Here is a 26,163-nt window from a genome sequence, read left to right on the forward strand (position 1 = left end):
GCGATAAATGAATCATTTTTAGAACAAGTGAATGCATAAATCTATTTTTTTTAACCGTTATGCTTAAAAATAACTACACTATTCTATTTTCTAAAAAAGAAATAATAGCATCGCTTCTAATCATATTATTTTAATTCCCAGCAAAAAACCAACTCCCAAAAAACAAGAGTTGGCTTTTTTATCTATTATTCTTTCGTTTATTACAAAAAAAGAGCAACCTTAGTCTGCTAAGGTTGCTACATTACGTTAAGTCTATTCTTCTTCAGCCATAAATGTATTGAACACTTCTTCAATCATGTCCCATTCTTTGTCTGTTTCAATTTGTTCTAAATTACCTTCTGTGCCATCTTCATTTTCGATATACGCATAAGCTTGTAATTCTACTTCTTCATCTTCTGGCACGCCAGCAGGATATAATAAAACGTAATTGCGGCCAAATTCTTCTTGCCCGTCAATTGTTAATAAAATTTCGTAAAGTGTTTCATTTCCTTGGTCATCTACCAAAGTAATATGTTCGTGACCTTCATGGTTATGGTCATGATTGTGATCATGTGTGTGTTCTGACATTTTATTTCCTCTTTTCTTGCATTTTAAGTTAAAATAACTTTTTTCCTGCACCATCTAAATAATTTTGTAAAATCATTACTGCTGCTAGCTTATCAATGACTTTTTTACGTTTGGCGCGCGATGTATTCGCTTGTTCAACTAACATTCGCTCTGCTTGCACCGTTGTCAATCGCTCATCTTGATAATCGACAGGTAAGTGGTACAGTTCCTCCAATTGTTTACCATAAGCTAAGGATGCTTCTGCTCTTGGTCCAATTGAATTATTCATATTTTTCGGAAGTCCAACAACAAAGCGTTCTACTTCGTACTCATCGATAAGTTCTTTCAAACGGTCAAAGCCGAATTTACCTTCATCTTCATTAATACGAATAATTTCTACGCCTTGTGCTGTCCAGCCCATCGGATCACTGACTGCAACGCCAACCGTTCGTGATCCGACGTCTAAACCCATAATTCTCATTACAAGTTAACTCCATGATTTTCTAGATAGAAACGGATTAATACTTCCAAAATTTCATCTCGTTCATGGCGGCGAATCAGATTACGTGCCTCACGATAACGAGGGATGTAAGCCGGGTCTCCAGAAAGTAAATAACCAACAATTTGATTAATTGGGTTGTACCCTTTTTCTTCAAGCGCACGATAGACGATTGCTAGTGTTTCACTTACTTCTTTTTTGCGACTGTCATCAAAATCAAAACGGACTGTTTCATCTGTAAAACCCATTAATACGACACCTCTTTCTTCATTTAAGTTTGTATGCTCTCCGAGTCCATTGTACTAAACATCCTCAGAAACTACAAACAAATACTTTATGATTAATTTTAGTATACCCTATTTTTATGATAAAATTGTGAAATTCCTGCTAGTTTTTTAAGCACTGCTAAAAAATGTTTCAAGTTTACCAATCAATCTACTAAGAAAAAAACATTTTCATCTCATTAAAATACGCAAAAACGTTACTTTATTACTTAAATCATTATTAATTGACGAAAAACTTGTTTTTCGCTTAAAGTAATCATAAAAGGAGGTTTTATGTATGCAATCTACAACATTTACACAATTTCAAAACGAATTAACGATGCATCCACTCGTCTTACTTTATATTTCTACACCTACATGCAGTGTTTGTCATGCTATCAAGCCAAAAATCGAACATGCTCTAACAGACTTGCCCATGTTTGTCTTAGATGCACATGTATACCCTGAAGTTGCTAGCGCCTATCAAGCCTTAACTGCCCCCGTCGTTTTATTATTTTTTGAAGGCAAAGAAGTTCATCGACAAGCACGATTTATTGATATTCCCAAACTAGTAAAATTCGTCCAAAGTTATCAGTCTATGAATCTATCGGTTACTTATCAAGATTTATTCAACTAAAAAACGTCCCATCATCTTCAAAAATGATTGGGACGTTTTTTTATTCTTCTAAATCAGCTGCTTCTGCACCAGAATGTAAGAAGTAAATCAATGTTTGCAATTCATTAGTTAAATCAACGTTTTGAACTAAAACCCCATTTGGCGCAGTAATTCGTGCAGGCGTGAAATTCAAGATTCCTTTAATGCCGGCAGCCACTAATTCGTTCACAACATCTTGTGAGCGTTGTGCAGGAACAGTTAAAATCGCAATATCAATTTGTTGAATCGCAATTTGTTCTTTCATATCGCTCATTGGATAGACTGGAATGCCATCCACGATACGTCCAACAATCTCAGGATTGACATCAAATGCTGCACTTACACGGATGCTATTGCTTTGATGGAATTTGTATTTTAATAGCGCACTTCCTAAATTACCGACCCCAATCAATGCGACATTTGTCATTTGATCGTCATTCAATGTTTTCGCAAAAAATTGCATTAAATCATTGACATCATAACCGTAACCTCGTTTTCCTAATTCACCGAAATAAGAAAAATCACGACGAATCGTTGCACTATCCACTTGGACAGCTTCACTAAGTTCAGTTGATGAAACTTTCTTCTTGCCCGCATTATTTAAAATTCGCAAATAGCGATAATATAAGGGTAAACGTTTTGCTGTTGCTTTTGGTATTTGATTTTCTTTCACTGTATTTAAACCTCCGATTGTGAAAAATTCACTTTTACAACGAGTATCATATCAAAAATATTTAGAAAAAAGCAATTTGATTGCTCACAGATCTTCTTTTTTTCACAAATTTTCGACAAATCGCGGTTTTGAGCATCTCGCTAACTCCTCTTAAATGTGATAGACTAACAATAAACTCGTATATTATACAAATTTGAAAGACGTGAAAAATTATGATTTTACTACAAGCAAACCAAATTGCTCGCTTGTTTGGAGCAGAGGTTCTTTTTGAAAATATCCATTTAGAAATTAGCACGCGTGCACGGATTGGTCTTGTTGGACGAAACGGTGCAGGGAAATCCACACTATTAAAAATTATTGCTGGTTTAGAAGCACCTGATGCCGGCACTATTTCTAAAAATAAAACGGCTACTTTAGGGTACTTAGCACAAGATACTGGTCTACATTCAAACGCAACCGTCTGGGAAGAAATGCTTGGTGCTTTTGCAACCATTCGACAAATGGAAGAACGCATGCGTCACTTAGAAGTTGCAATTAGTGAAACTAATCCAACCACTAGTAATTATGAAGCCATTTTAAAAGAATATGACCACTTACAACATGAGTTCTCAGAAAAAAATGGCTACGGTTATGAAAATGAGATTCGCTCAGTCTTACATGGGTTTAAATTTGATGAAACCTTCTATGGACAAACCATTGATACCCTTTCTGGTGGACAACGGACTCGTTTAGCTCTTGCTAAAATGTTATTGCAAAATCCTGATATTTTGATTCTGGATGAGCCGACTAACCACCTAGACATTGAAACTTTAGCATGGTTAGAAAATTATTTGCAAGGTTATTCAGGTGCATTACTAATCGTCTCTCATGACCGCTACTTTTTAGATAAAGTGGTAACCGAAGTCTATGAAATTAGTCGCCAAAAAATGCGTCATTATAAAGGAAATTATAGTCGCTACCTTGACTTAAAAGCAGAACAATTAGCCAGTGATTGGAAAGCCTATGAAAAACAACAAACAGAAATCAACAAATTAGAAGACTTTGTTGCTCGGAACTTGGTGCGAGCCTCCACAACCAAACGTGCCCAGAGTCGACGCAAGCAACTAGAAAAAATGGAACGTATGGATCGGCCACAAGGAGATGAAAAATCAGCGCACTTTTTATTCGCTATCGAAAAACCTTCTGGTAACGTTGTGCTACAAGTGGAAGATGCTGCTATTGGTTATACCGATAAAGTGTTATCTGCTCCGATTCAATTAGATATTCGTCGCAAAGATGCAATTGCCCTTGTTGGTCCTAACGGAATCGGCAAATCTACTTTATTAAAATCAATTATTGGCGAGATTCCTTTTGTCCAAGGAACTGCACATTTTGGAACGAATGTATCTGTCAGTTACTATGACCAAGGACAAACAAATTTACATGGCAATAAAACTATTTTAAAAGAACTTTGGGATGAGCATCCAACAACACCAGAAGTAGAGATTCGTTCCGCATTAGGTGGTTTCTTATTTTCTGGCGAAGATGTTGAAAAACCAATCACCTTATTAAGTGGTGGCGAAAAAGCCCGCGTTGCTTTAGCTAAACTTGCCATGAATAAAGAGAACTTTTTAATTCTTGATGAGCCAACTAACCATTTGGATATCGATAATAAAGAAGTCTTAGAAAATGCTCTAATTGATTACGAAGGCACGCTCTTCTTTGTTTCGCACGACCGCTACTTTATCAATCGGATTGCCACGAAAATTATTGAATTATCCGAAACTGGTAGCAAGTTGTATTTAGGCGACTATGATTACTACTTGGAGAAAAAACAAGAAGAACTAGAAATTGCTGCTTTATTAGAGGAAAAAGAAGAAATCATCCCCGTTTCGACAGGTAAAAAGAACTTCCAGCAAAGCAAAGAACAACAAAAAATTGTTCGCAGTCTGCAACGAAAAATTGAAAAAATCGAAGAAGGGTTGGCTACTTTGGAAGAAGAGATTGAAGCAGCACAACTTAAAATGACCGATCCAGCTATTTTGAATGATCATGTACAGTTAAATGAATGGAATCAAACAATTGAAATAGCACAACAAAAACAAGAAGCTTTAATGGAGGATTGGGAAGCGTTAAGTTTAGAATTAGAAGAACAAGCATAAATTTAGGACGTGTTAGGAGCGATCGGGTTGAAAAAGCAACAAAAAAATTGGTTACTTATTCTTTTAGGTAGCGGATTGATTCTTACAAGTTTCGTTGGATTTATGATTCAAAATAGGGCAACTAATAATTATGATAGTATGTATGAAGAAACAACTCTCTACGCAGAAGAAGGGCCACAAAGTGAATTTGCTTACCGAGCAACCGAACAATTACGTGGCAAAGGGATAGATATTCCTTTATTTCTACAAACCGATGAGCGTTGGCAAGAGGAATATGTAGACGACTCTTATACGTATACTCTAGCAGAAAATGGCAGTGGTTTTGCTTCCCTAGCAATGCTGTTGTCCTACTATGATGCTACTGAATATGTCTATGATGATTTATATGCACTGACATTTGGTGATTACTTCACAGCTGACGGTTCTTTGAAATGGAAGTTCTTTGAAGAAGCCAGTGAGTCTTTTGGGACACCTGTTACCAGCTTAGGGAATAATTTTGATAAAGCACAAACACTTTTAGCTAATCACCAACCAATTATTGTTTCATTCAAACCAGGAACATTTATTGATTCTGAACATTTTATCGTGTTATTCCAAACTGATGACCAAACAATTCGTGTGTTAGATCCACTTGATTCGCCCGAAAGAGAAATTTATACAATTGATTTTGCACCAAAAGATCTAACAGATAAGATTCAAAATTATTGGGCTGTTTTGTAAAAGACAGCTCTTTTATTGAACATGTGAAGTAGTAATCAATCCCATTTTAGTTTATACTAAAAGAAAAAATAGAATTGGAGTGATTTCAAATGAAAATTGGTATTCCAAAAGAAATCAAGAATAATGAAAATCGTGTCGCACTCCCTCCAGCTGGTGTATATGAGTTAACGCAAGCTGGTCATATTGTCCTAGTTGAAACAAATGCTGGGGTCGGTTCAGCAATTACCGACGATGCCTATCGTGAAGTTGGTGCTACAATTGTAAGTAATGCTGCCGAAGTGTGGGCTGCTGATATGGTCATCAAAGTCAAAGAACCTTTAGAATCAGAATATACTTATTTCCGTGAAGATTTACTATTGTTCACTTATTTACATTTAGCAGCCAATAAACCTGTTGCGCAAGCTCTTTTAGCCGCAAAAGTCAATACCGTAGCTTATGAAAACGTGCAACTCCCGAATGGTTCATTACCTCTTTTAGCACCAATGAGTGAAATTGCTGGGCGAATGGCTGCACAAATTGGTGCCGAATTTTTAGAAAGTCCAAAAGGTGGCAAAGGTATCTTGTTAGCTGGGGTTCCTGGTGTACGTAAAGGAAATGTAGTCGTTATCGGTGGTGGTGTTGCCGGAACTAATGCCGCGCAAATCGCACATGGTTTAGGCGCAAATGTTACTATCTTAGATGTCAACATTCAACGTTTGAAAGAATTGGATGCACAGTTTAATGGAAAAGTACAAACGCTACTGTCTAACTCTTTCAATATTCATGAACAATTACAAACTGCTGATTTAGTCATTGGTGCCGTACTCATTCCTGGACGTAAAGCACCAACTCTTGTCACTAGACAAATGGTCCAAGACATGCCGGATCATTCAGTCATCGTTGATATTGCGATTGATCAAGGCGGTATCTTCGAAACAGGTGCAAAAACCACTACGCATGATAATCCAACATATGTCGAAGAAGGTGTGATTCATTACGCCGTAGCCAATATGCCCGGTGCCGTTGCACAAACAGCAACCTTCGCCTTGAGTAATGCTACCCTTGCATTTGCTAAAAAATTAGCTGACACACCATTAGAACAATTAATTAAAGAAGATTCTGCCATCGCAAGCGGCGTGAACACTTATCAAGGACATCTCGTTCATTCGGCAATTGCTGCTGATTTGGATTTACCTTTTACTCAATTGAATGATTTAATTTAATGAAAAGACTAGGTTTATTATAAAAAACAGTGAGGAAAGTCAATGTACCGATTTTCCTCACTGTTTTTTTATTTTATGCATAATATTGAATCGCATCATTTAATGCTTGGGCTGCACCTGTATATTTTTCATCGTAGTACGCTGTAAATCGTTCATCACCGACATACATCAATCCTAATCCTTTATGCGCTTCTGGTGAATACGTTGGCCATGTATAACTCAACCATTTTTTGTGTAATTCATAAATTTCTTTGGCAACATCACTTTCTAAATTAGGATCTTGCAAATATACATCGATTTTTTCGAATAATTGTTGTTCTGTTGCTTGCATCTCCGCCATTTCTTGTTCGGTTAAATTCAAATATTTATCATTTGATGCTTCAACTGTTTTCTCCCCATATTTTTCTCTAATTTCTGTTCCATATTGACTTTCGTTTTCCGCTACTTTTTGTTGCTTAAATGCTTCAAATTTTTCTTTATCTGACATGATTCTCTCTCCTTTATAGTGTTTCATTGTTTGCTGAACAGTCGTTAATAGTCGGTCAATTTCATTTCGTCTTTCGAGCAATTGTTTTTGATGACTCCTCAACGCCTGTTCTACATTAAAGTCAGGATTGTCTAGTATTTCCTTGATTTCTTCTAATTTCATATCTAATTCACGGTAAAATAAGATTTGCTGCAGACGATCGACTTCTTTTTGTCCGTAAATCCGATAATTTGAAGAATTTACTCGGGAAGGTTTTAGTAAATCAATCTCATCATAATATCGAAGCGTACGCGCGCTCACTCCTGATAACTGTGCGATTTTTTTAATTGTATATTCCATTTTGACACCTGCTCTTCCGCTTTTTTTATCAAGTAACTTCCTGACAAACATATCATAAACCTTTACGTAACGGAAAGGTCAAGCGTAAAAATCAATTAATTTTTATTTTTTGAAAAAAAGAGTTCCTTCTATGAAAATACTACTTGTATCGTGAAAGATTTCGTGTACAATCAGAAGCGGTATTAGTTATTTAGGAGGGTTTCATGAAAAAGTTTATAGGGGATAAAACATTCTATCGGATGGTACTGACAATTGCCGTTCCCATGATGATTCAAAACGGTGTCACCAATTTAGTCAGCTTTTTAGATAATATTATGATTGGACAAGTCGGCACAGAACAAATGTCTGGTGTTGCTATTGTCAATCAATTGATATTCGTCTTTAATTTAAGTATTTTTGGCATTGTATCTGGTGCCAGTATTTTCGGAACACAATTTTATGGGAAGCGAGATTTTGTAGGGATGCGTCATGCCTTTCAATTCAAAATCATTGCCTGTCTTGTGGCAACCATCGCTTCAGCTGCATTACTTTTTTTCTTCAAAGATTCCTTGATTGCACTTTATCTTCATTCTGGGAATACAGGCGAAAATCTTCAATTAGCGTTACAATCAGGGCAAGAATTTTTGACAATTATGATTCTAGGTTTATTTCCATTCGCTATTTCTCAAGTCTATGCTAGTACTATTCGAGAAATGGGAAAAACCGTTGTTCCAATGTTTGCCAGCAGTATTGGGGTCGTGACCAACACCGTATTAAATTATTTACTAATTTTTGGTCATTTTGGCGCACCAGTCTTAGGTGTAAGAGGGGCAGCAATTGCTACAGTGATTGCTCGTTTTGTCGAATGTTTCATCATTGTTTATTGGGTTCATCGACATAACACTGAAAATCCTTTTGTCATCGGGGCTTTTCGTCAATGGCGATTACCAAAAAAACTCGTTTTACAAATTATAAAAACGGGTGCACCTTTAATGGCCAACGAAATTCTTTGGGCAAGTGGCATGACGATTATTCTACAAGCCTATTCTGTTCGCGGGTTAACCGTGATTGCCGGAATCAACATCGCATCAACGATTTCAAATATTTTTAACATTTTATTCTTAGCTTTAGGTGGTGCAACTGCCGTTATTGTTGGGCAACTATTGGGAGCGAATAAAATGGCGGAAGCCAAAGACAGTGCGCGTAAAATTATTTTCTTTTCCGTTGCAAGCTGTTTTGTGATTGGTGTGCTAATGTTTGCTATCGCACCAATGTTCCCAAGTATTTACAATACGTCAGAAGAAGTCAAAACATTGGCAAGTAGCTTTATTCGTGTTGCTGCCATCTGTATGCCAATTTACGCGTTTAATCACGCCAGCTATTTTGTCCTACGCTCAGGTGGAAAAACAATGATTACATTCTTATTCGATAGTGTCTTTATTTGGGTGATTATTTTACCACTGGCTTTCTTCCTAAGTACACACACGCAATTACCAATCGTAACTGTCTACTTTATTTGTCAGTTTGTTGAGATAATCAAGAGTATCATTGGCTATTTTTTAGTGAGATCAAGCGCTTGGTTGGAAAATATTGTGGTTGAAAATGAAGCAACAGAAACATAAAAAAAACGAGACATCTGTATATAGAATACAGATGTCTCAGTTTTTCTCATGACTATTGTACCAAAGATTTCTTACGCCACAACAAGACTTTATTATAGCCTTCAAAGAAATAATAAATCGGTAATGACCAAAAATATTGCATTAAATGAACATACTCTTTTTTAATTGGATGATTATTTTTAAATCGCATCAAGGCATACGTTTCCCCCATCTCAGTGATCTCTTCACCCGTTTGACAAAATCCTTGGCGTTCATAAAAACGTAATCGACGATAACGCTGCTCAATATTTGTCGCTTGTTCATTCAATTCTTCAATCACCAAAGCAATTTTTTTATCTTTGAATTGATTTGTAAAAAATTTCAATGCTTCTTTACCATACCCACGAGACTGAATAGCATCGTCAATCGCAAAGTAGAATAAATACACCAAATCTGCTCGTTCTATATAATACATCATACCCACAATCTTCTCTTTATCGTATAGACCTAGTAAATTTCCCTTGTTTTGTTTGATTTTATTCAATAAGTATTTGAAAGGTACGCGTTCTTCCGCAGGGAAAGATTTCTCATACAACTGATTGAATGCCGAAACTTCCGAAGAATCCGGCATAATTTTTTTAAATGTTAACATATTTGTTCCTCGCTTATTCTAAATTTTTAGCTTTTTAGGTTTTATCATGTACCTAATAGCTTAAATCTAGACTCTACTATAAAGGTTAGAACAATTCTAAGGTCAAGCTTTTTTCACTTGAATTTGTAATTCTGTTAAATATTCACTCGGTTGGTTCGTTTCATGAAAATCAAGTAAGTAAAATTCATAAATTGGCGAACATACTTCATAACCAGCTTGCGTAATTGCGGTTAAAAGAGTTTCCACATGTTTTGTTGAATAATGATAGGTTCCTTCATATAAATAGCTCGCATACTCTCCTGCAGGCAACGAAAACTGATTAAATCCCACATGCTGTTGATTATCTAAAACAAAAACCGATTCGTAGGACAAGCCCATCTGCGGGGTATAATGAGCCACACCACCTACATAATGGTAGTCATAGAAATTTTTGATATCCAATAATTCCCCATACAATTGCAACAACTCAGTTTCAAAACTAGCTTCTCCATCAAAATTGACTTCCCGTTGAAATGCTTGTCGTTCAGGAAGTGTTTTGATACGCATTTGTTGCACAAATTGTCGTTCTTTTGCTAACTGCGCTAAAATCTCAGCCCGCATGTCTAACCCCGCTAATTTCTTGTTTAATTCCGCAATTTCATTTTCCAGTAACACACGATTATTTTGAATAATATGATTGGTTTCCTCGATATTTCTTTTCGACAAATACGCTTGAATCGTCTCCAACGATACATTTAAGCCCCGTAAATCACGAATAATATTTAAATTGTAAATATCAGTTAACGAAAAGACACGGTAATTGTTCTCCAACCGTTTTGGATTCACTAGACCAAGTTTTTCATAATGACGAATCGTATGAGTAGAAATGCCATACAATGCTGCAATTTCTTTAATCGTAAAATATTTAGGTGTCATTTGTTATCCTCCGCTTATATTCATCTCAACTGTACCGTTTTTTGGAGTGGTTTGTCTAGTGATTATATATTCTTAGTATTGTCGCTTCTTTTTTGTACCCTTACAAAGATATAAACTACGTCTAAAATGAAACATATAACCTATAAAATTGGCGAAAGTTTGTATCATTTTAATCGGTCTTTCTCAAAGTTTCTTATCAACATTATGAATTCCTAACGCTAAATGATTAACTATTTAATAATCAGCATATCATTTTCATCGAATTGACAATTTTCTCCATAAGCGACCTCCCAATAATAACCATCACGGTCTTGAAAATATCTTCCATATCCGCCGCATTCAGTAGTTTGTGGTTCTTTAACTATAGTTCCTCCAACCTCTCCAACACGTTTCATCAATTGGATTATCATTCATTATGCTTTAGAGATAACAATATCATCTTCTATGAACCTTTTCCGCTATTACATATAAAAATAAAGTTTTAATAGACTGCTTGATACAACAAAATTACTCTTGAGTAGCGCTTGTGTTTTCTAGTAGATTCTCTTAAATATTACTAAGTCTTTCCAATTAAAATAGAGCCAAACTATCTCAATAGTTTGGCTCTATTTATAAATTATCATTCATCTATTGTTTTATTGCTCATCAATCGATTAATATGCACTGTTAAATAAGCTACTTCTTCTTTTGTTACTTTAGTATTGTTCAATATTTCGATATAGTCTTTAACATTAAAAGCAATGGTTAGAGCTTTTGGATAAAGTTGTGTGATTTGTTCAAATAATCCTGAATCATTCTCGGTAATCATTTTTCCTTCAAAATAACGTTCAACAAAAAATTTCAGATGAGTAATAAAGCGCTGGTAGTGCACATCTTCGCGATCAAAGTCGATTTTCAATTCATATTTAACGATATCTGATATGCCACCAACTAGTTTTGCATATGCCATGCCTTTGCTAGTAGAAGAATCCACGTTTTGTGCATTAATGATATGAAAAGCGATATTTGCTGCTTCTTCCGGAGGTAGAATCTCTCCTAACTCTTTTTTTAATAGCTTTAGAGCATACTCTCCCACCGAGAACTCTATAGGATAATAGTTTTTAATTTCCCAGTACACACGGTTAAGGATATTTAGACCATTCTTATGCCTTTCGATTGAGAAATTTAAATGATCGCTCAAAGTAAAGAAAATACTAGTATTCAGCTGCGTATTCAATAGTTCCTCTGCTTTTTTAATAATTTGCTGTGTAATATCAAAATAAACGGCTGGAATCGAGTCAAATAAACGTAAATATTCTTGAATTTGTCGGTTATCCACAGGTATGAATACACGGTTTACGTCTTCGTCAGCAACAGTTTGACCGATTTTTCGGCTATAGCCAATCCCTTTGCCAAAAAAGACATATTCCTGTTGCTCATCGTCTATAGCTAAGATAGTATTAGGATTTAGTATTTTTCTAATAATCATCCCGCATTCTCCTAGTCTAAATTCTGCCCATTGCTTTCAATAACCTTTTGATACCAGAAGAAAGAATCTTTCTTCATTCGTTTCAAAGTTCCTTGACCTAAATCATCTTGATCTACATAAATATAGCCATAACGTTTAGTCATCTGTGAGGTAGAAACACTGATTGAATCAATCGGTGCCCAGCTTGTATACCCAAACAAATCGACGCCTAATTCTACTGCTTCAATCATCTCTTTGATATGCTGCTTCAAATAGTTGATTCGATAATTATCGTGGATTTGTTTATCCTCAGTAATTTCATCCTTAGCCCCCATCCCATTTTCTACAATAATCAATGGAACATTATAACGGTCTTGAAGTTCAAGAAGCGAAATTTTCAAACCTATAGAATCTATCTGCCAACCCCATTCAGTCGAAGGAAGATAAGGTTTTTTTACGCCCATAATCGTATTTCCAGACGTTTGTTCCAAAGAAGAGTCTGCAGATTCTGTTCTAGACATGTAGTAGCTAAAAGCTAAATAATCAGCTGTGTGCTCTTTTAGTATTTTGTCATCTTCGGCAGTTTTTTGAATGTTAATGCCTTTGTTTTTAAGATGCTGTTGATATAAAGTTGGATACTCGCCAAAAATCTGAATATCTGCATGTGCGTAGTTATTTAAATTACTTTCGAAAGACAATAAGACATCTTCTGGTTTACAGGTATTCGGATATGTTGTCAATTTCGTAAGCATACATCCCATTTGACTTCCTGGAATTATTTCATGGCACAGTTTAGTAGCAATAGCAGCTGCTACATACTGATGATGAAGTGCTTGATAAATTGCATACTCTAAAGAATATCCGATACATTGTTCTTCAATTATTCCAGCAGTAGTAAATGGATGACGCCCTACACTGTCAATCTCATTAAACGTTAACCAATATGTCACATATTCACCGAATTCTTTAAAACAAACTTCTGCATATTTAACGAAAAGATTAATCAATTTTCGGTCTACCCAGCCATTGTATTTCTCCGATAAAGTCAAAGGCATTTCATAATGAGAGAGTGTTACAATTGGTTCAATGTTATATTTTTTTTATTCTTTAAAAATATTTTTATAAAACTCGATTCCATAGATATTGGGCTCACTTTCTTCTCCTGTAGGAAATAAACGTGTCCATGCAATAGAAATCCTCAATGCTTTAAATCCCATTTCCGCAAATAACTGAATATCTTCTTTATACCTATGGTAGAAATCAATTCCTCTGCGCTTAGGATACCATTGAATTTCTGAATCACTTTTGGCTTTTTCAATCATTTCACTTGTTACAGTATTATGTGCTTTGTAATCTTTTACATCCACATTAGGTTTAAACGTTGCTACATCTGCTACAGACATTCCTTTATTATCTAAATTCCAAGCACCTTCTACTTGGTTTGCGGCAATCGCACCGCCCCATAAAAAATCATTACGCAATGGCATCTTCTTCCATCCCTTCAATTATAAATAGTTTTTCTTCCTTGGTTACTTTTACTTCTTCTACAATATTTAATGTCACATTCTTAGGTTCTGTAATTACAATCATAGTTGTAGGATCAAATCCAGCTTTCTGAATCCCTTCAAGGTCAAACTTAATCAGTACTTCTCCTTGATTAACCTCTTGCCCTTCTCGAACAGAACTTTCAAAATATTGCCCGGACAAATTGACAGTCTCTAGACCAATATGGAAGAGAATTTCTATCCCTTCATCTGTCTGCATGCCTAGTGCATGCTTTGTATTATAAATCATTGTGACAGTTCCAGTAATTGGTGCATATAATTCACCTTTCGTTGGTATAATTGCTACACCATCTCCTAACATCTTACTTGCAAAAACATCATCATTGACTTTTGATAACGGAATCACTTTTCCTTCAACTGGTGCATTAAAAATAAGGTCATTTGATTTTATGTTCTCTTTTTTTTCGTCATTAGCTGGTTCCTTCCATAAAATCATTACTGCGACAAAAGAAGCTATGAAAGAAACTACTAATCCAATTATCGCATACATAAGGTTGCTCGGAAGAGTTTCTGAAATAAACATGGATAGACTAGCAATTCCTGGTCCTACCGCAACATAAGCTTCCACACTTAAAAGTCCTAGTGTAGCTCCACCAATCAAACTACCAAACATCACTCCGTATAAAACACGTCTGTGTAAAATTGTTACACCATATAAAGCTGGTTCAGTAATTCCAAAAAGCGCAGATATCCCCGCAGACACAGCTGTCGCTTTTAATCCCTTATCTTTTGATCGAATTGTTACAGCAAAGCATGCTCCTGCCTCTGCAATATTATGCGCTAAAGAAGCCGCATTATAAATAAGTTCTTTCCCAGTTTCTCCCAGAGACGTAATCACGTATGGAATCATCGCTTTATGCATGCCTGTTACTACCATAAACGGTAAGAAAGCTGCCAACAACGCTACTGCAATCCAGCCAAATCGAGAAAACACAGCCATAATTAGACTTGCAAAACCTTGCCCAAATGTAAATCCAATTGGTCCAAGCAACAATAGTGTTAATGGTACAACAATTAGTAATGACATCATCGGAACAAAGAAACTTCTAATAACTTTCGGGCTGATTTTTGTAAAGAATTTTTCTAAAAATGAGTAGCTGATTACACATAAAATTGCTGGAAAGACTTGGTAAGCATAATTGATGTTCTGAATCGTTATCCCTGCCAAATTTGTGCCCTCAGTAATTAATGTAGTCAAACCGGGAAGAAGTAAGGCACCGACTGCAGAAACCGCGACTAGACTGTTAACTTTCAGCTTGTTTGCTGTCGTAATAGCTACTAATAGTGGTAGAAAATATAATGGTGCATCTCCCACAAACGTTAAAATCTGATATGTTGGTGTTGCCTTGTCTAATAAACCTAATAAGTTTAGTAACATCAACAATGATTTCAAGATTCCGCCGCCAGCTATTGCTGGAATCAACGGTTGAAAAATACTAATAATAAAGTCTAGCACAATCGTTTGCCATTTTTGTTTTTTCTTAGATCCTTCACCTTTATCTAGTTCAATTCCTGAAAGTAATTTTTCGACTTCACGATATACTTCTACTACTGCGCCACCAATAATCACTTGTGTCTGAGCCGTTTGCGTGATTCCCAGTACGCCTGGAATACTTTTTATCGCCTCTGCATCTACCTTACTATCATCAACTAACGTAAATCTTAGCCTTGTCGAACAGTGTTCCAAATGAGAAACATTTTTCGCTCCACCTATATTTTTTAAAATTTCTTTTGCTACATTTCGCTCGTCCATTCTTTTCCCTCCATTTTTTAAGCAAAAAAAACCGAATCGAATCATTCCTCTAAGAGAGATGATTCAATTCGGTTATGCCTACTATTACGTAGTAACACGCCTTGTATTAAGTTAGCTTTAGTATATATCATTTTTAAGAAAGCGTCAACATTTCTTTTTAAATTTTATTTATGCATCAATACGTCTTATTTTCTCCCATTTTTTAGACCGTATTAATTCTAATTCATTAAGTTTGTTGCTAGCTTGAATATATTTGATAGCTATATTTTATATCTTATAACTTTCTTATTCAGTCAACAAAAATCGTTATCTATTTACGAATGTTTCACTTAACTCCATTCCTACTATCCAACAAAAATTCTAACATTATTCTCCGCAATAATTCCCCCATCATAATTTCGCAAAAATTGATTTTAATATTCGGCAATGAACACCTAAAATATCATTACTTACTTGAGTTACATGAAAATCGCCTTTCACACTTAAGATTGAATAAGCTAGCTCACGAGAAAGACCATAATGATTAACGAGAAAGGCGATTGCTTCCATCGCAGCTTGGTGCGTGGCTTCATCTAAAGTTTTTCCAAAACCATGTGTTTCCCAATGTGTTGACGATTCCAATAATGGATTTTTACCAATTTGAAGATTTTTATGCAAAATTAATTGCACGCGACCATTGACACTGCCCTCGATTGCTGTCCCACTTAATTCACCATCACCTTGAGCAAAATGGCTATCGCCAACGTAGAATCCTGCACCTGGAACTTCAATATTATAATACATCGATGTACCTATGACAAAATTTTTATTATCAACGTTGCCACCAAATCTTGCTGGATGCAATGTACTAATTTTTCCAGAATCTTTCGGTAAGACACCACACACGCCAAAATGATAATTGACAGGAATGTCAACTTGTTCTTGAATTGCTTTTCGTTCAACAGTACCTTTAGGTGTCACTAACCCTGGCGCATCAATTGGTCGTGGATAGTCATAAGTAAATAAGGGATACGCTACTTGACGTTCTTCATCCACTTGGTAAATCACAATCGATTCTTTTTGATCAAAGTCTTCTGCTAAATAGCCCCAATTTGCTAAAACATTCGAACCATAAGGCATACGTGGTTTCATATCTAAGATTTTCACTTCTAACACATCACCTGGTTCAGCATCTTTTATGAAAATTGGTCCAGTAATTAAATGATCACCCATTCGAGTCGTAATTGTTTCATAAATTTCTTGAATCGCATCATCAAACAACAAATCTGGTGCATCCCCTGATTGGTGATTCAATGCCTCAATCTCAACAATATCCCCCGATTCCACTGTTAAAAGACTTTCCCAATTACTCTCGTAGTAGCCCCATTTAACCGTGTTAACAGTAGCAGCAAGTGTATGAATTTTTGTCATGATATATCCCTTCTTTCTTATTTGTTTTCATTGGTATACATTGGTTCTTTTCTTAATTATACCTTGTTTTACAGTTATTATAAATATGAGTAGTGAAAGAATAAAAATATTGCAAAAATTTCTAGTCAGTTCTTTCGCCATAGTAAGAGAAAAGATAAAACAAAAAAACGGCTAAAAAGCCGTTTTTTTGAGAAAAAATTGATACTATTTCCGATACATTTTCAATTCCAAGAACAAGTCATTATATATCCCGATATATTCTGGTCCTAAGTCTTGATAGACTTCCAAATGAGATACTAATTCGTCAGATGGATAGAATTGTTCATCGGATGTGATTTCTTCTGGTAATAGATCCAACGCTTTTTTATTTGGTGTGGAGTAACCAATATATTCCGCATTTTGTGCCGCATTTTCTGGTTCGAGCATGAAATTAATAAACTCATAGGCTCCTTCTTGATTGGCTGCTGTTTTAGGAATGACGATGTTGTCGAACCACAGATTGGATCCTTCTTTAGGAATGACATAGTGCAAATGCTCGTTTTCCCACATCATATCAGCTGCTTCACCAGAAAAGGTAACAGCAACCGCACTCTCTTCATTTGCCATATACATTTTAATTTCATCGGCAACGATAGCTTTAATATTCGGTGTCATCTTTCGTAGCTTGGCTACTGCTTCATTTAGTTCTGTTAGATTTTTGCTGTTAAGTGAGTATCCTAGACTATTTAAACCAAGCCCTATCACTTCACGAGCACCATCAATCAACATAATATTATCCTGCAATTCTGGTCGCCATAAGTCATCCCATGAAGTCATATCCTCACTGTCGACTACTTTATCATTATAGACAATACCTAATGTGCCCCAAAAATAAGGAATAGAATATTGATTTTTCGGATCAAAACTCAAATCCAAAAAACGAGGATCAATGTTGTCTAAACCTTTGATTTTTGAATGATCTAATTTATTGACTAGTTTTTCATCCATCATTTTTTGAATCATGTATTCACTTGGAATCGCAATGTCATACGAAGTGCCACCTTGGCGAATTTTTGTTAGCATAGCCTCATTTGAGTCAAATGTGTCATAATTGACTTTATAGCCAGATTCTTTTTCAAATTTTGTCAACAATTCTGGATCAATATAATCGCCCCAATTATAGATATTCAGCACTTGTGCACCAGCCATACCGGTCGCTTTTTCTAATTGACGGACACCAAAAATTAAGACCAAAATAATGAAGACTAAACCAATAATTAATGATTGTAATCGTTTCATTGTAAATCGGTCACCTCGCTTTTTTGTCGGTTCTTACGTACACGGCGAGAAACATTTTCTTTACTAATAAAGTAATAACCCACGACTAAAACCATCGAGAACAAGAAAACTAAAGTGCTTAAAGCATTAATTTCTAAGCTAATTCCTTGTCTTGCCCGAGAATAAATTTCAACTGATAAGGTACTAAATCCATTACCAGTAACAAAGAAGGTTACCGCAAAATCGTCTAATGAATACGTAAATGCCATAAAGTAACCAGCAATAATTCCTGGTGTCAAAAATGGCAAGATAATATTTTTCACCACTTGAAAAGTATTCGCACCTAAATCTCTTGCTGCATCGACCATTGAATCGTTCATTTCTTTTAACTTTGGTAGAACCATCAGCACCACAATAGGGATACTGAAAGCAATATGTGATAATAAGACACTCACAAATCCTAAGTTAAAACTACGGAACAAACCACCAATCATGGTGAAGAAAATCAGAAAGCTTGCCCCAATAATAACATCCGGTGACACAAGTAAGATATTATTCATACTTAATAACGCATTTCGTGTTGAACGGTTCTTTGTATAATAAATCGCCATTGCGCCAAACGTACCAATCACTGTCGCAATCAACGCTGATAAAAAGGCTAACATAAATGTATTCAATACAATAATCAGCAAACGTGAATCAGCAAAGACAGCAGAATAATTCTCCCAAGTAAAACCAGTAAATTGATTCATGGTTCCCCCATCGTTAAATGAGTAAAAAATCAAATAAAAAATAGGCACATACAATAGTACAAAAACAATGGCTAGATAGAGACGAGACCATTGAAATTTCTTCATTTTCTTTGGCCTCCCTTCTTCTCACCAGTCAGTAGCATGACGACAAACATAGCAATGATTAAGACCACACCAATCGTTGAACCCATGCCCCAGTTTTGTGTGACTAGGAAATGTTGTTCAATCGCTGTTCCTAACGTAATCACACGGTTTCCACCGATTAAACGAGTCAACATGAATAATGAGAGTGAAGGAATAAAGACAGCTTGTACACCGCTTTTCACGCCATTTAAAGATAAAGGAAAAATAACACGACGGAAAGTTTCAAAATTATTAGCACCTAAATCACGACTGGCACTAATTAACGAAGGATTCATTTCTTCTAGTGCATTATAAATTGGCATAATCATGAATGGTAGCTCAATATACGCTGCAACGACGAGAAAACTAAAATCGGTAAACAAAATTTGCTTAGGACCAATGCCCATGATTTCTAAGAAATGATTGACCCCGCCATTAATACCAAAAATACCAATAAAGGCATACGCTTTTAACAATAGATTGACCCACGTTGGCAAAATAATTAATAATAACCACAAATCTTTATGCTTCAATTTGGTTAAAAAATATGCAGTTGGGTAGCTGATGAGTAAAGTAATTGCAGTAATCAAAAAAGCATACCAAACTGAATTGAAAGTCATCGTTAAATACTTACCCGAAGTAAAATACGCTTGGTAATTGACAAAAGAAAAGTTGCCATCCATATCAAAAAACGATTGATAAATAATCAACAGCACAGGTGCAATTACAAACAACAACAACCAAAATAAATAAGGAATCGCATAAATGCGTCTAATTCTTGTCATTTCGTCCCCCCTACTCTTCATAACTTTCTAAACGAGCATCGAAATCTTCTTCTGATTCATTGAAGCGCATGACATGAATGTCTTCTGGTTCAAATGAAAGGCCAATTTGACTACCTTCAACAGCTTTCTTCGTCGAATGAACCATCCACTCATTTTCTTGTTCATCATAACAAATAATTTCATAGTGCACGCCACGGAATAATTGAGTATCAACACGCACATTTAGTTTCCCTTTTTCCATAGATGTGAGAGTTAAATCTTCTGGACGAATAACCACTTCGACTGGTTCATTTTTCCGCATGCCACCATCAACACATTCAAATGTTTTGCCAACAAATTCCACTAAATTATCGTCAATCATCGTTCCGTTGACAATATTACTTTCGCCAACAAAATCAGCAACAAAATGGTTGATTGGTTCATCATAAATATCTACAGGCGTCCCACTTTGCACAATTTTTCCCTTGTTCATTACAAAGATTTCATCGCTCATTGCTAGTGCTTCTTCTTGATCATGCGTAACAAAAATAAAGGTAATGCCTAATCGTTGTTGTAATTCACGTAATTCATATTGCATGTCTGTACGTAATTTTAAATCCAGTGCAGATAAAGGTTCATCTAGTAATAATACTTTTGGTTCATTAACAATCGCTCTTGCAATCGCCACACGTTGGCGTTGTCCGCCAGACATTTCACTAATTTCACGATTGGCATACCCATCTAACTGAACAAGTTTTAAAGCATCTTTGACTTTCAATTCAATTTCTTTTTTTGGTAATTTTTTTATTTTCAAACCAAAAGCAACATTCTCAAACACATTCATATGCGGAAACAAAGCATAATCTTGAAAGACAGTATTCACTTGGCGTTGATTCGCAGGCACATCATTGATTCGTTGTTCTTCAAAGAAGACATCCCCTTCGGTTGCCTCAGAAAACCCAGCGATAATTCGCAAAATGGTTGTCTTTCCGCAACCTGATGGACCAAGCAGCGTATAAAATTTGCCTTCTTCTATCTCGAAATTCACACTCTTCAAAATCGTCTCATCATCGTACCGCTTCACCACATTATTAAATGAAATGATTGGTTTTCCCACTTCTCTTTCCCCCTCAAATTGATTGATTATATGTCTTCGTTTCGGAATGATTATACGTAGTTTTTGGTTGAAAATTTCACGTTTACTACAATTATATAGCTTCATTTTTTTGTTTCTTAAAACATACTGTATAAGAATAATTTTTTTTACACAAAAACACAAGTATATTCTTTCAAAAAGATAGTTTTTTTTCAGCAAAAAAGAAACTATGATATGATAATAGTATTAAATATTTTTTTGTAAATAATACACAAACTTTAAGTGATAAATAAGTTTCTGTTAAAACAAGGAGTGAATAAAATGAGCAACTTTTTAGCATTCGAAGTGACACAAACGGGAAATATGTTTTCACGAGGCGTTGTTCGTAAAGAACATCAAAAACTACAAAATAATCATGTAGAAATCCGTATTCATTTTTCAGCTATTAACTACAAAGATGCCTTGGCAGCTACTAAAAATGGCGGCGTAATTCAAGATTATCCAAAAATCCCCGGTATTGATTTAGCTGGGGAAATCGTCGCATCCAAAGATGAAAACTGGCCTGTCGGACAACAAGTTCTTGTAACAGGCTACGGTTTAGGTGTTAGCGTTGATGGTGGGTTTAGTCAATACCAACAAGTTCCTACTGATTGGTTAGTGGCTATCCCAGAAGCTTTTTCTACAAAAGATGTGATGCTTTTAGGAACAGCTGGGGTAACGGCAGCATTGGCAGTCCGCTCGTTAGAAGAAACAAATATTGCGAAAGAAGCCCCAATTGTTGTGACTGGCGCTTCAGGTGGTGTTGGTAGTATTTCCTTGGCCTTACTTCATTCCTTAGGATACAGTAATGTTATTGCATTATCTCGCAAAGCAGAACTTAGCGATTGGCTCACTCATCTTGGAGCAACAAGCGTGCTTTCACCAGAACAATTTTTCCCAGAAAAAATCAAACCTCTAGGTAAGCAGACAATTGCTGGCTTAATTGATACCGTAGGAGGCGAACAATTAGGTAACCTATTGCCACAAATAAGTTATGGTGGACGTGCTTTGTTATGTGGGAATGCAGGTGGCATTCAATTAAAGACAACTGTCTTACCCTTTATTTTAAGAGGTATCCAATTGATTGGGATTGATTCTGTCGCCATCGATGCGGACACACGCAAAGAGATTTGGCAATTTTTAGCCGAAAATCAGGCAATTTTATCTCAATTACATTATCAAGAAGTTTTATTAACCGATCTCGATGAAACAATTGAATCCTTATTAGAAGGCACACATCAAGGTCGTACACTAGTGAATATGGAAGTGAAATAAATGAGAATCTTAATTACTGCGGGCGGAACTTCTGAAAAAATCGATGACGTTCGTGCCATTACTAATCATTCAACCGGCCAATTAGGTTGTCTAATTGCCGAAGCTTTTTTAACACAAGAAATTACTGTGGACTATGTAACCACTGCCCAAGCCTTGCAGCCTGCTGCACAAGAAGAATTGACAATTTATACGATTGATGACACACATTCTTTAGCCGAAATGCTCGATTCCTTATTACAACAGCACACGTATGATGCGGTTATTCATAGTATGGCAGTCAGCGATTTTTCTCCTGTTCAAAGCTTATCGCAAGAACAATTCTTAGATAAAATCAATCAACTAATCGTCCGACAACAACCTGTAACCAAAGAAGATTTACAATTATTTTCTGAATCAACACAAGCAAAAGAAACCAAAATCTCATCTAATACTGATCAACTTTATCTGGTTTTAAATAAAACACCTAAAGTGATTCAACAAATCAAACAACGTCAACCAGAAACGATGCTGATTGGTTTTAAATTATTGGTGGATGTTCCAAAAGAAGAATTGATTTCTGTGGCTTATCAAAGCTTACAAAAAAACCAAGCAACCTATGTGTTGGCAAATGACTTAACTTCCATTCATAATGGGCAACATCATGGTTATTTAGTGAATCAAAACGGTGAAGTAGAAGCGGAAGCAACAAGTAAAGGGCAAATCGCTCAATTAATTGTCAAAGCAGTGACAAAGCACGTATAATAGAAAAAAATACGCAAAGGAGAATCATAATGGTAAAACGGATTTTATTAGCAGTCAGTGGCAGTATTTCGGCCTATAAAGCTGCTGATTTAACAAATGAGTTGACCAAAAAAGGCTATGAAGTGGATGTCATGATGACTGCCAGTAGTCAAGAATTTATTACACCCTTGACGCTACAATCATTATCCAAACGCCCCATTCATACCGATGTAATGAAAGAAATTAATCCTGACAAAATCAATCACATTGAACTTGCTAAACAAGCTGATGTATTCGTAGTAGCACCCGCTAGCGCAAATATTATTGGCAAGTTAGCAAATGGATTAGCAGATGATTTAGTCTCAACAGTTGCTATGGCATTACCTTTTGATACGCCAAAATTGGTGGCTCCGGCAATGAATACAAATATGTATTTAAACCCAATTTTACAAAAAAATCTTGCTATTCTAAAAGAAGTTGGGTATAAAGAAATAGCGCCTCGGGAATCATTACTTGCTTGTGGGGATTTTGGTTCTGGCGCGTTAGCAACCGTGGAAACGATTGTAGAAAAAATCCTTCAAACACTTGAGGGATAAGGAGGATTTTTAATGAAAAATACATTTACGATGGTTTTAACTGCTTTTTTTCTGGCAATCTTAATTTTATTAGCTAGTGTACCTTTCCTCGGATTCATTCCATTAGGCATCATCAATGCGACGACGCTACACATTCCTGTTATTATTGCTTCTGTTGTGTTAGGACCAAAAATTGGGGGCTTTTTAGGTGGTTGTTTTGGCATTATTAGTATGATTCGCTCAACAGTCATTATCACGCCACTTTCTTTTGTCTTCTCACCCTTTGTTTCGCCATTAGGAACAACTGGTGCCGGCAGCTGGAAAGCTTTATTAATTGCCTTGATTCCTAGGATTTTAATCGGGGTCGTTCCTTATTTTGTTTACAAATGGTGTACAAAGTTCTTTAAAAACAAACGCAGTGTAAGTCTTTTTATTGCTGGAATTGCTGGTGGGTTAACCAATACTATTTTAGTAATGAACATGATTTACTTCCTTTTCCAAAAAGAATATGCGGCACAAATTGGTGAAGTAGGTAATGCCGTTTATGCTGCGATTATTACCGTTATTTTCACTCAAGGAGTCCCAGAAGCGATTGTCGCAGGTATTGCAACCGCAGCAGTAGCTTCCGTCTTATTGCGAATGATGAAAAAAGAACCAATTTAAATAAAAAAACTTATGACCTCTGTTTTAAACAGTGATGTCATAAGTTTTTTTATTTTATTTAAGCCGTTGTTACTGCGGTAATCAAGACTTCGCCTGATTGAACCGTTGGCTGTGTGGTGCCAATCACATCAGCATAGTCTTGTGTATTTGTAACGATAATCGGTACTTGTGTACTGTAGCCTTCCGCTTCAATCGCTGCAATATCAAAGTTCACTAGTTTATCGCCTTTTTTCACTTTAGCATTTGATTCAACAAAACTTTCGAAATGTTTGCCCTCTAATTGAACAGTATCAATTCCGATGTGAATTAAAACTTCTAAGCCATCATCTGATACTAAGCCAATCGCATGTTTTGTAGGGAAAATTGTTAACACGGTGCCATCAAAAGGCGCAACTACTTCACCAACCGTTGGTTCAATCACAATACCTTTCCCCATGATACCTTCAGCGAAAGCCGCATCTTTTGCTTCACTTAGAGGTAACGCTTTTCCTGAAATTGGTGCAAAAGCTTCTTGTTTACCTAACGCTTTTTTCTGACCTGTAAATGATCCTTTTGCTTCTTCTTTACTCAATGCAGTTGGTGCATCATCACTAAATCCAATCACCCAAACTAAAGCAAATGCCGCAATCAATGCCGCAGCATCTAAGATCATTGCATAGATAGCAAATTTAGGATCGCCTTCATTCGTAATTAAGTTCGGATAACGGAAAATACCTAAACCACCCATACGATAAGATTGTGTGCCTAAAGCCATCGCAATTGCTCCTGTCACACCACCAACAATACATGATACCCAGAAAGGACGTTTTTTCGGTAAAGTAATACCGTAAATTGCTGGCTCAGTTACTCCAAAGATTCCTGAGATGAAGGCTGGAATAGACAATTCTCTTAATTTTAAGTTCTTAGTTTTTAACATAATCGCTAAAACAGCACCTGTTTGCGCAAATGATACACTGCCACTTGGAGATAATAAGGCTGTTGGTGTACCTTGAGATAATGAAATGATAACGAATGGAATGATTGCCCAATGCAAGCCAAACATTACCAATATTTGCCAAGAGAAACCTAAAACTAAACCAAAAAGAATTGGGCTAAAGTTTTGAATACCTAACAATAAATCTCCTAAAGCATCTGAAGCAACGTTCATCACTGGACCAATAATTAAGAAAGTCAACGGAATTGTAATTAAGGCTGTAAAGAATGGCACTAAGAATAGCTTCACAACATCCGGAATAATTTTTCTTAATTGTTTTTCAAGAAATGCAGCAAATGCAGTTGCTGCAATAATTGGCATTACAGAAGAGCCATAACCGGCTGCAGGTACAGAAAACGGAATGCCAAAGAAGTTTAACCCACCTGTTTCTGCAAATGTTGCCGCAATCGAACCATCAATAAATCCTTTGTAAATCATACTTGAGGCAATCATCATTCCGACGAACGGTGAACCGCCAAATTTTTGCATCGCTGTGTAACCAATAAAGAATGGCAAGAATAGGAATAGTCCATCACCCATTGCATTTAAGACAGCATACGTAGAAGTTGCTGCAAATTCAGACCCTAATGCAAATGAAAGAATGGCTGCTAGCCCTTTTAACATACCGGCTGCAGATAGTGGTGCCAAAATAGGTTGGAATATACTTGAAATAATGTCTACGAATTGGTTAAAAAGATTCCCTTTTGGCCCAGAATCTGTTTCTGGTTCTAACGTTCCTAAAACAGCGTCAACATCTTTTCTGACATCTGGTACATGATTGCCAATAACCACTTGGTATTGTCCACCAGATTTCATCACCGTTACTACGCCATCCATATTTTTTAAAGCTTCATCATTTGCTTTGCTTTCATCTTTTAATTTAAAACGCAAACGTGTAATACAGTTTGTTAGAGAATTGACATTTTCTTTACCTCCAACTTCTCTAACGATGTCTTTTGCTAATTCTTCATATTTTCCCATTATGTTTTCCTCCAAATTTAGATTGTTTGTTTTATTTAGAGGTTTCGCCAACTGAATGTCACGATCCTAGCCTTTCCACAGGCATTTTTATAACTCCT

General features: G+C 36.0%; 25 protein-coding genes and 1 pseudogene. 9 read left to right on the forward strand and 17 right to left on the reverse strand.

Translation table 11 applies throughout. The features are described 5' to 3' along the window. Window positions 1–252 precede the first annotated feature (252 nt). The 3 genes from BAU17_RS10460 to BAU17_RS10470 are packed head-to-tail and all read right to left on the reverse strand — an operon-like array spanning window position 253 to window position 1,293. Window positions 253–567 (reverse strand): DUF1292 domain-containing protein, encoded by a 315-nt coding sequence (locus BAU17_RS10460; RefSeq protein ID WP_161902772.1) that lies wholly within the window; start codon window positions 565–567, stop codon window positions 253–255. Window positions 568–595: 28 nt separating this feature from the next. After that, on the reverse strand, window positions 596–1,027 hold the full coding sequence (gene ruvX, locus BAU17_RS10465; protein ID WP_161902773.1) for a Holliday junction resolvase RuvX: 432 nt from the start codon (window positions 1,025–1,027) through the stop codon (window positions 596–598). Beyond that, window positions 1,027–1,293 carry an IreB family regulatory phosphoprotein gene (locus BAU17_RS10470; protein WP_161902774.1) on the reverse strand — a complete coding sequence of 89 codons (267 nt, stop codon included), beginning with the start codon at window positions 1,291–1,293 and terminating at the stop codon, window positions 1,027–1,029. The genes ruvX and BAU17_RS10470 overlap by 1 nt, the downstream gene beginning before the upstream one ends. A 313-nt stretch (window positions 1,294–1,606) precedes the next feature. Between BAU17_RS10470 and BAU17_RS10475 the strand changes: the two genes are divergently transcribed. Next, window positions 1,607–1,945: a thioredoxin family protein gene (locus BAU17_RS10475; RefSeq protein ID WP_161902775.1), complete on the forward strand. Its 339-nt coding sequence runs from the start codon at window positions 1,607–1,609 to the stop codon at window positions 1,943–1,945. A 40-nt stretch (window positions 1,946–1,985) separates the two neighbouring features. Here the strand turns inward: BAU17_RS10475 and BAU17_RS10480 are convergent, their stop codons facing one another. Next, entirely contained in the window at window positions 1,986–2,636 is a 651-nt protein-coding gene (locus BAU17_RS10480) for a redox-sensing transcriptional repressor Rex (protein WP_161902776.1), read from the reverse strand. A gap of 212 nt (window positions 2,637–2,848) precedes the next feature. Here BAU17_RS10480 and abc-f point away from each other — a divergent pair, with 212 nt between their 5' ends. From abc-f to ald, 3 genes are all read left to right on the forward strand, one after another. Continuing rightward, a complete protein-coding gene (gene abc-f / locus BAU17_RS10485; RefSeq protein WP_161902777.1) occupies window positions 2,849–4,777 on the forward strand; it encodes a ribosomal protection-like ABC-F family protein in 1,929 nt (642 codons plus the stop codon). Window positions 4,778–4,804: 27 nt separating this feature from the next. Then, a complete protein-coding gene (locus tag BAU17_RS10490) occupies window positions 4,805–5,497 on the forward strand; it encodes a C39 family peptidase (RefSeq protein ID WP_237579119.1) in 693 nt (230 codons plus the stop codon). An 89-nt stretch (window positions 5,498–5,586) separates the two neighbouring features. Further along, window positions 5,587–6,699, forward strand: coding sequence for an alanine dehydrogenase (ald, locus tag BAU17_RS10495; RefSeq protein ID WP_161902778.1), 1,113 nt, complete (start codon window positions 5,587–5,589; stop codon window positions 6,697–6,699). 73 nt (window positions 6,700–6,772) lie between these two features. Here ald and BAU17_RS10500 read toward each other — a convergent pair whose 3' ends face one another. Beyond that, window positions 6,773–7,525: a MerR family transcriptional regulator gene (locus BAU17_RS10500; RefSeq protein WP_161902779.1), complete on the reverse strand. Its 753-nt coding sequence runs from the start codon at window positions 7,523–7,525 to the stop codon at window positions 6,773–6,775. 203 nt (window positions 7,526–7,728) lie between these two features. On the opposite strand from BAU17_RS10500, the gene BAU17_RS10505 reads away from it, so the two are divergent. Further along, window positions 7,729–9,126 (forward strand): MATE family efflux transporter, encoded by a 1,398-nt coding sequence (locus BAU17_RS10505; RefSeq protein WP_161902780.1) that lies wholly within the window; start codon window positions 7,729–7,731, stop codon window positions 9,124–9,126. A gap of 52 nt (window positions 9,127–9,178) precedes the next feature. On the opposite strand, the gene BAU17_RS10510 is transcribed toward BAU17_RS10505, so the two are convergent. From BAU17_RS10510 to BAU17_RS10560, 11 genes and pseudogenes are all read right to left on the reverse strand, one after another. Then, a complete protein-coding gene (locus tag BAU17_RS10510; RefSeq protein ID WP_161902781.1) occupies window positions 9,179–9,757 on the reverse strand; it encodes a GNAT family N-acetyltransferase in 579 nt (192 codons plus the stop codon). Window positions 9,758–9,859: 102 nt separating this feature from the next. Next, window positions 9,860–10,672, reverse strand: a complete 813-nt coding sequence (locus BAU17_RS10515) for a MerR family transcriptional regulator (RefSeq protein ID WP_161902782.1) — start codon at window positions 10,670–10,672, stop codon at window positions 9,860–9,862. A 230-nt stretch (window positions 10,673–10,902) separates the two neighbouring features. After that, window positions 10,903–11,067 carry a VOC family protein gene (locus BAU17_RS10520; protein WP_202622318.1) on the reverse strand — a complete coding sequence of 55 codons (165 nt, stop codon included), beginning with the start codon at window positions 11,065–11,067 and terminating at the stop codon, window positions 10,903–10,905. 224 nt (window positions 11,068–11,291) lie between these two features. Beyond that, the gene (locus BAU17_RS10525; RefSeq protein ID WP_161902783.1) at window positions 11,292–12,140 is read right to left on the reverse strand and encodes a PRD domain-containing protein; all 849 of its coding nucleotides are present in this window, start codon (window positions 12,138–12,140) and stop codon (window positions 11,292–11,294) included. Window positions 12,141–12,151: 11 nt separating this feature from the next. After that, window positions 12,152–13,606: pseudogene (locus BAU17_RS10530) on the reverse strand (glycoside hydrolase family 1 protein). Continuing rightward, a complete protein-coding gene (locus BAU17_RS10535; protein WP_161902784.1) occupies window positions 13,593–15,437 on the reverse strand; it encodes a beta-glucoside-specific PTS transporter subunit IIABC in 1,845 nt (614 codons plus the stop codon). The pseudogene BAU17_RS10530 and the gene BAU17_RS10535 overlap by 14 nt, the downstream one beginning before the upstream one ends. 390 nt (window positions 15,438–15,827) lie before the next feature. Beyond that, a complete protein-coding gene (locus BAU17_RS10540; protein WP_161902785.1) occupies window positions 15,828–16,847 on the reverse strand; it encodes an acetamidase/formamidase family protein in 1,020 nt (339 codons plus the stop codon). Between the two features lie 204 nt (window positions 16,848–17,051). Continuing rightward, complete coding sequence (locus BAU17_RS10545; protein ID WP_161902786.1) at window positions 17,052–18,125, reverse strand: ABC transporter substrate-binding protein; 1,074 nt, start codon at window positions 18,123–18,125, stop codon at window positions 17,052–17,054. Next, window positions 18,122–18,961, reverse strand: a complete 840-nt coding sequence (locus tag BAU17_RS10550) for an ABC transporter permease (RefSeq protein WP_161902787.1) — start codon at window positions 18,959–18,961, stop codon at window positions 18,122–18,124. The genes BAU17_RS10545 and BAU17_RS10550 overlap by 4 nt, the downstream gene beginning before the upstream one ends. Further along, entirely contained in the window at window positions 18,958–19,764 is an 807-nt protein-coding gene (locus tag BAU17_RS10555) for an ABC transporter permease (RefSeq protein WP_161902788.1), read from the reverse strand. The genes BAU17_RS10550 and BAU17_RS10555 overlap by 4 nt, the downstream gene beginning before the upstream one ends. A gap of 10 nt (window positions 19,765–19,774) precedes the next feature. Next, the gene (locus BAU17_RS10560) at window positions 19,775–20,860 is read right to left on the reverse strand and encodes an ABC transporter ATP-binding protein (protein WP_161902789.1); all 1,086 of its coding nucleotides are present in this window, start codon (window positions 20,858–20,860) and stop codon (window positions 19,775–19,777) included. A gap of 300 nt (window positions 20,861–21,160) precedes the next feature. On the opposite strand from BAU17_RS10560, the gene BAU17_RS10565 reads away from it, so the two are divergent. Genes BAU17_RS10565 through BAU17_RS10580 form a run of 4 tightly spaced genes read left to right on the forward strand, consistent with a single transcriptional unit; the run spans window position 21,161 to window position 24,111 of the window. Continuing rightward, the gene (locus tag BAU17_RS10565) at window positions 21,161–22,153 is read left to right on the forward strand and encodes a YhdH/YhfP family quinone oxidoreductase (RefSeq protein WP_161902790.1); all 993 of its coding nucleotides are present in this window, start codon (window positions 21,161–21,163) and stop codon (window positions 22,151–22,153) included. Then, window positions 22,154–22,894, forward strand: a complete 741-nt coding sequence (locus BAU17_RS10570; RefSeq protein ID WP_161902791.1) for a phosphopantothenate--cysteine ligase — start codon at window positions 22,154–22,156, stop codon at window positions 22,892–22,894. A 29-nt stretch (window positions 22,895–22,923) separates the two neighbouring features. Continuing rightward, window positions 22,924–23,469, forward strand: a complete 546-nt coding sequence (gene coaC / locus BAU17_RS10575; protein ID WP_161902792.1) for a phosphopantothenoylcysteine decarboxylase — start codon at window positions 22,924–22,926, stop codon at window positions 23,467–23,469. A 12-nt stretch (window positions 23,470–23,481) separates the two neighbouring features. Beyond that, window positions 23,482–24,111 (forward strand): ECF transporter S component, encoded by a 630-nt coding sequence (locus tag BAU17_RS10580; RefSeq protein ID WP_161902793.1) that lies wholly within the window; start codon window positions 23,482–23,484, stop codon window positions 24,109–24,111. A gap of 58 nt (window positions 24,112–24,169) precedes the next feature. Here BAU17_RS10580 and BAU17_RS10585 read toward each other — a convergent pair whose 3' ends face one another. After that, window positions 24,170–26,065: a beta-glucoside-specific PTS transporter subunit IIABC gene (locus BAU17_RS10585; protein ID WP_161902794.1), complete on the reverse strand. Its 1,896-nt coding sequence runs from the start codon at window positions 26,063–26,065 to the stop codon at window positions 24,170–24,172. Between the last annotated feature and the right edge of the window lie 98 nt (window positions 26,066–26,163).

It is taken from the genome of Candidatus Enterococcus willemsii (genome assembly GCF_009933335.1).
Taxonomy (GTDB): Bacteria; Bacillota; Bacilli; order Lactobacillales; family Enterococcaceae; genus Enterococcus_F; species Enterococcus_F willemsii.

Bases quoted from the DNA above. Each gene is read 5' to 3' on its own strand.
- BAU17_RS10535 (WP_161902784.1), bottom strand. From the start codon at position 15,437: ATGGACGAGCGAAATGTAGCAAAAGAAATTTTAAAAAATATAGGTGGA.
- BAU17_RS10540 (WP_161902785.1), bottom strand. From the start codon at position 16,847: ATGACAAAAATTCATACACTTGCTGCTACTGTTAACACGGTTAAATGG.
- BAU17_RS10555 (WP_161902788.1), bottom strand. From the start codon at position 19,764: ATGACAAGAATTAGACGCATTTATGCGATTCCTTATTTATTTTGGTTG.
- BAU17_RS10550 (WP_161902787.1), bottom strand. From the start codon at position 18,961: ATGAAGAAATTTCAATGGTCTCGTCTCTATCTAGCCATTGTTTTTGTA.
- BAU17_RS10545 (WP_161902786.1), bottom strand. From the start codon at position 18,125: ATGAAACGATTACAATCATTAATTATTGGTTTAGTCTTCATTATTTTG.
- BAU17_RS10515 (WP_161902782.1), bottom strand. From the start codon at position 10,672: ATGACACCTAAATATTTTACGATTAAAGAAATTGCAGCATTGTATGGC.
- BAU17_RS10500 (WP_161902779.1), bottom strand. From the start codon at position 7,525: ATGGAATATACAATTAAAAAAATCGCACAGTTATCAGGAGTGAGCGCG.
- BAU17_RS10460 (WP_161902772.1), bottom strand. From the start codon at position 567: ATGTCAGAACACACACATGATCACAATCATGACCATAACCATGAAGGT.
- BAU17_RS10510 (WP_161902781.1), bottom strand. From the start codon at position 9,757: ATGTTAACATTTAAAAAAATTATGCCGGATTCTTCGGAAGTTTCGGCA.
- BAU17_RS10505 (WP_161902780.1), top strand. From the start codon at position 7,729: ATGAAAAAGTTTATAGGGGATAAAACATTCTATCGGATGGTACTGACA.
- BAU17_RS10565 (WP_161902790.1), top strand. From the start codon at position 21,161: ATGAGCAACTTTTTAGCATTCGAAGTGACACAAACGGGAAATATGTTT.
- coaC (WP_161902792.1), top strand. From the start codon at position 22,924: ATGGTAAAACGGATTTTATTAGCAGTCAGTGGCAGTATTTCGGCCTAT.
- BAU17_RS10580 (WP_161902793.1), top strand. From the start codon at position 23,482: ATGAAAAATACATTTACGATGGTTTTAACTGCTTTTTTTCTGGCAATC.
- BAU17_RS10525 (WP_161902783.1), bottom strand. From the start codon at position 12,140: ATGATTATTAGAAAAATACTAAATCCTAATACTATCTTAGCTATAGAC.
- abc-f (WP_161902777.1), top strand. From the start codon at position 2,849: ATGATTTTACTACAAGCAAACCAAATTGCTCGCTTGTTTGGAGCAGAG.
- BAU17_RS10475 (WP_161902775.1), top strand. From the start codon at position 1,607: ATGCAATCTACAACATTTACACAATTTCAAAACGAATTAACGATGCAT.
- BAU17_RS10470 (WP_161902774.1), bottom strand. From the start codon at position 1,293: ATGGGTTTTACAGATGAAACAGTCCGTTTTGATTTTGATGACAGTCGC.
- ald (WP_161902778.1), top strand. From the start codon at position 5,587: ATGAAAATTGGTATTCCAAAAGAAATCAAGAATAATGAAAATCGTGTC.
- BAU17_RS10520 (WP_202622318.1), bottom strand. From the start codon at position 11,067: ATGAAACGTGTTGGAGAGGTTGGAGGAACTATAGTTAAAGAACCACAA.
- ruvX (WP_161902773.1), bottom strand. From the start codon at position 1,027: ATGAGAATTATGGGTTTAGACGTCGGATCACGAACGGTTGGCGTTGCA.
- BAU17_RS10570 (WP_161902791.1), top strand. From the start codon at position 22,154: ATGAGAATCTTAATTACTGCGGGCGGAACTTCTGAAAAAATCGATGAC.
- BAU17_RS10585 (WP_161902794.1), bottom strand. From the start codon at position 26,065: ATGGGAAAATATGAAGAATTAGCAAAAGACATCGTTAGAGAAGTTGGA.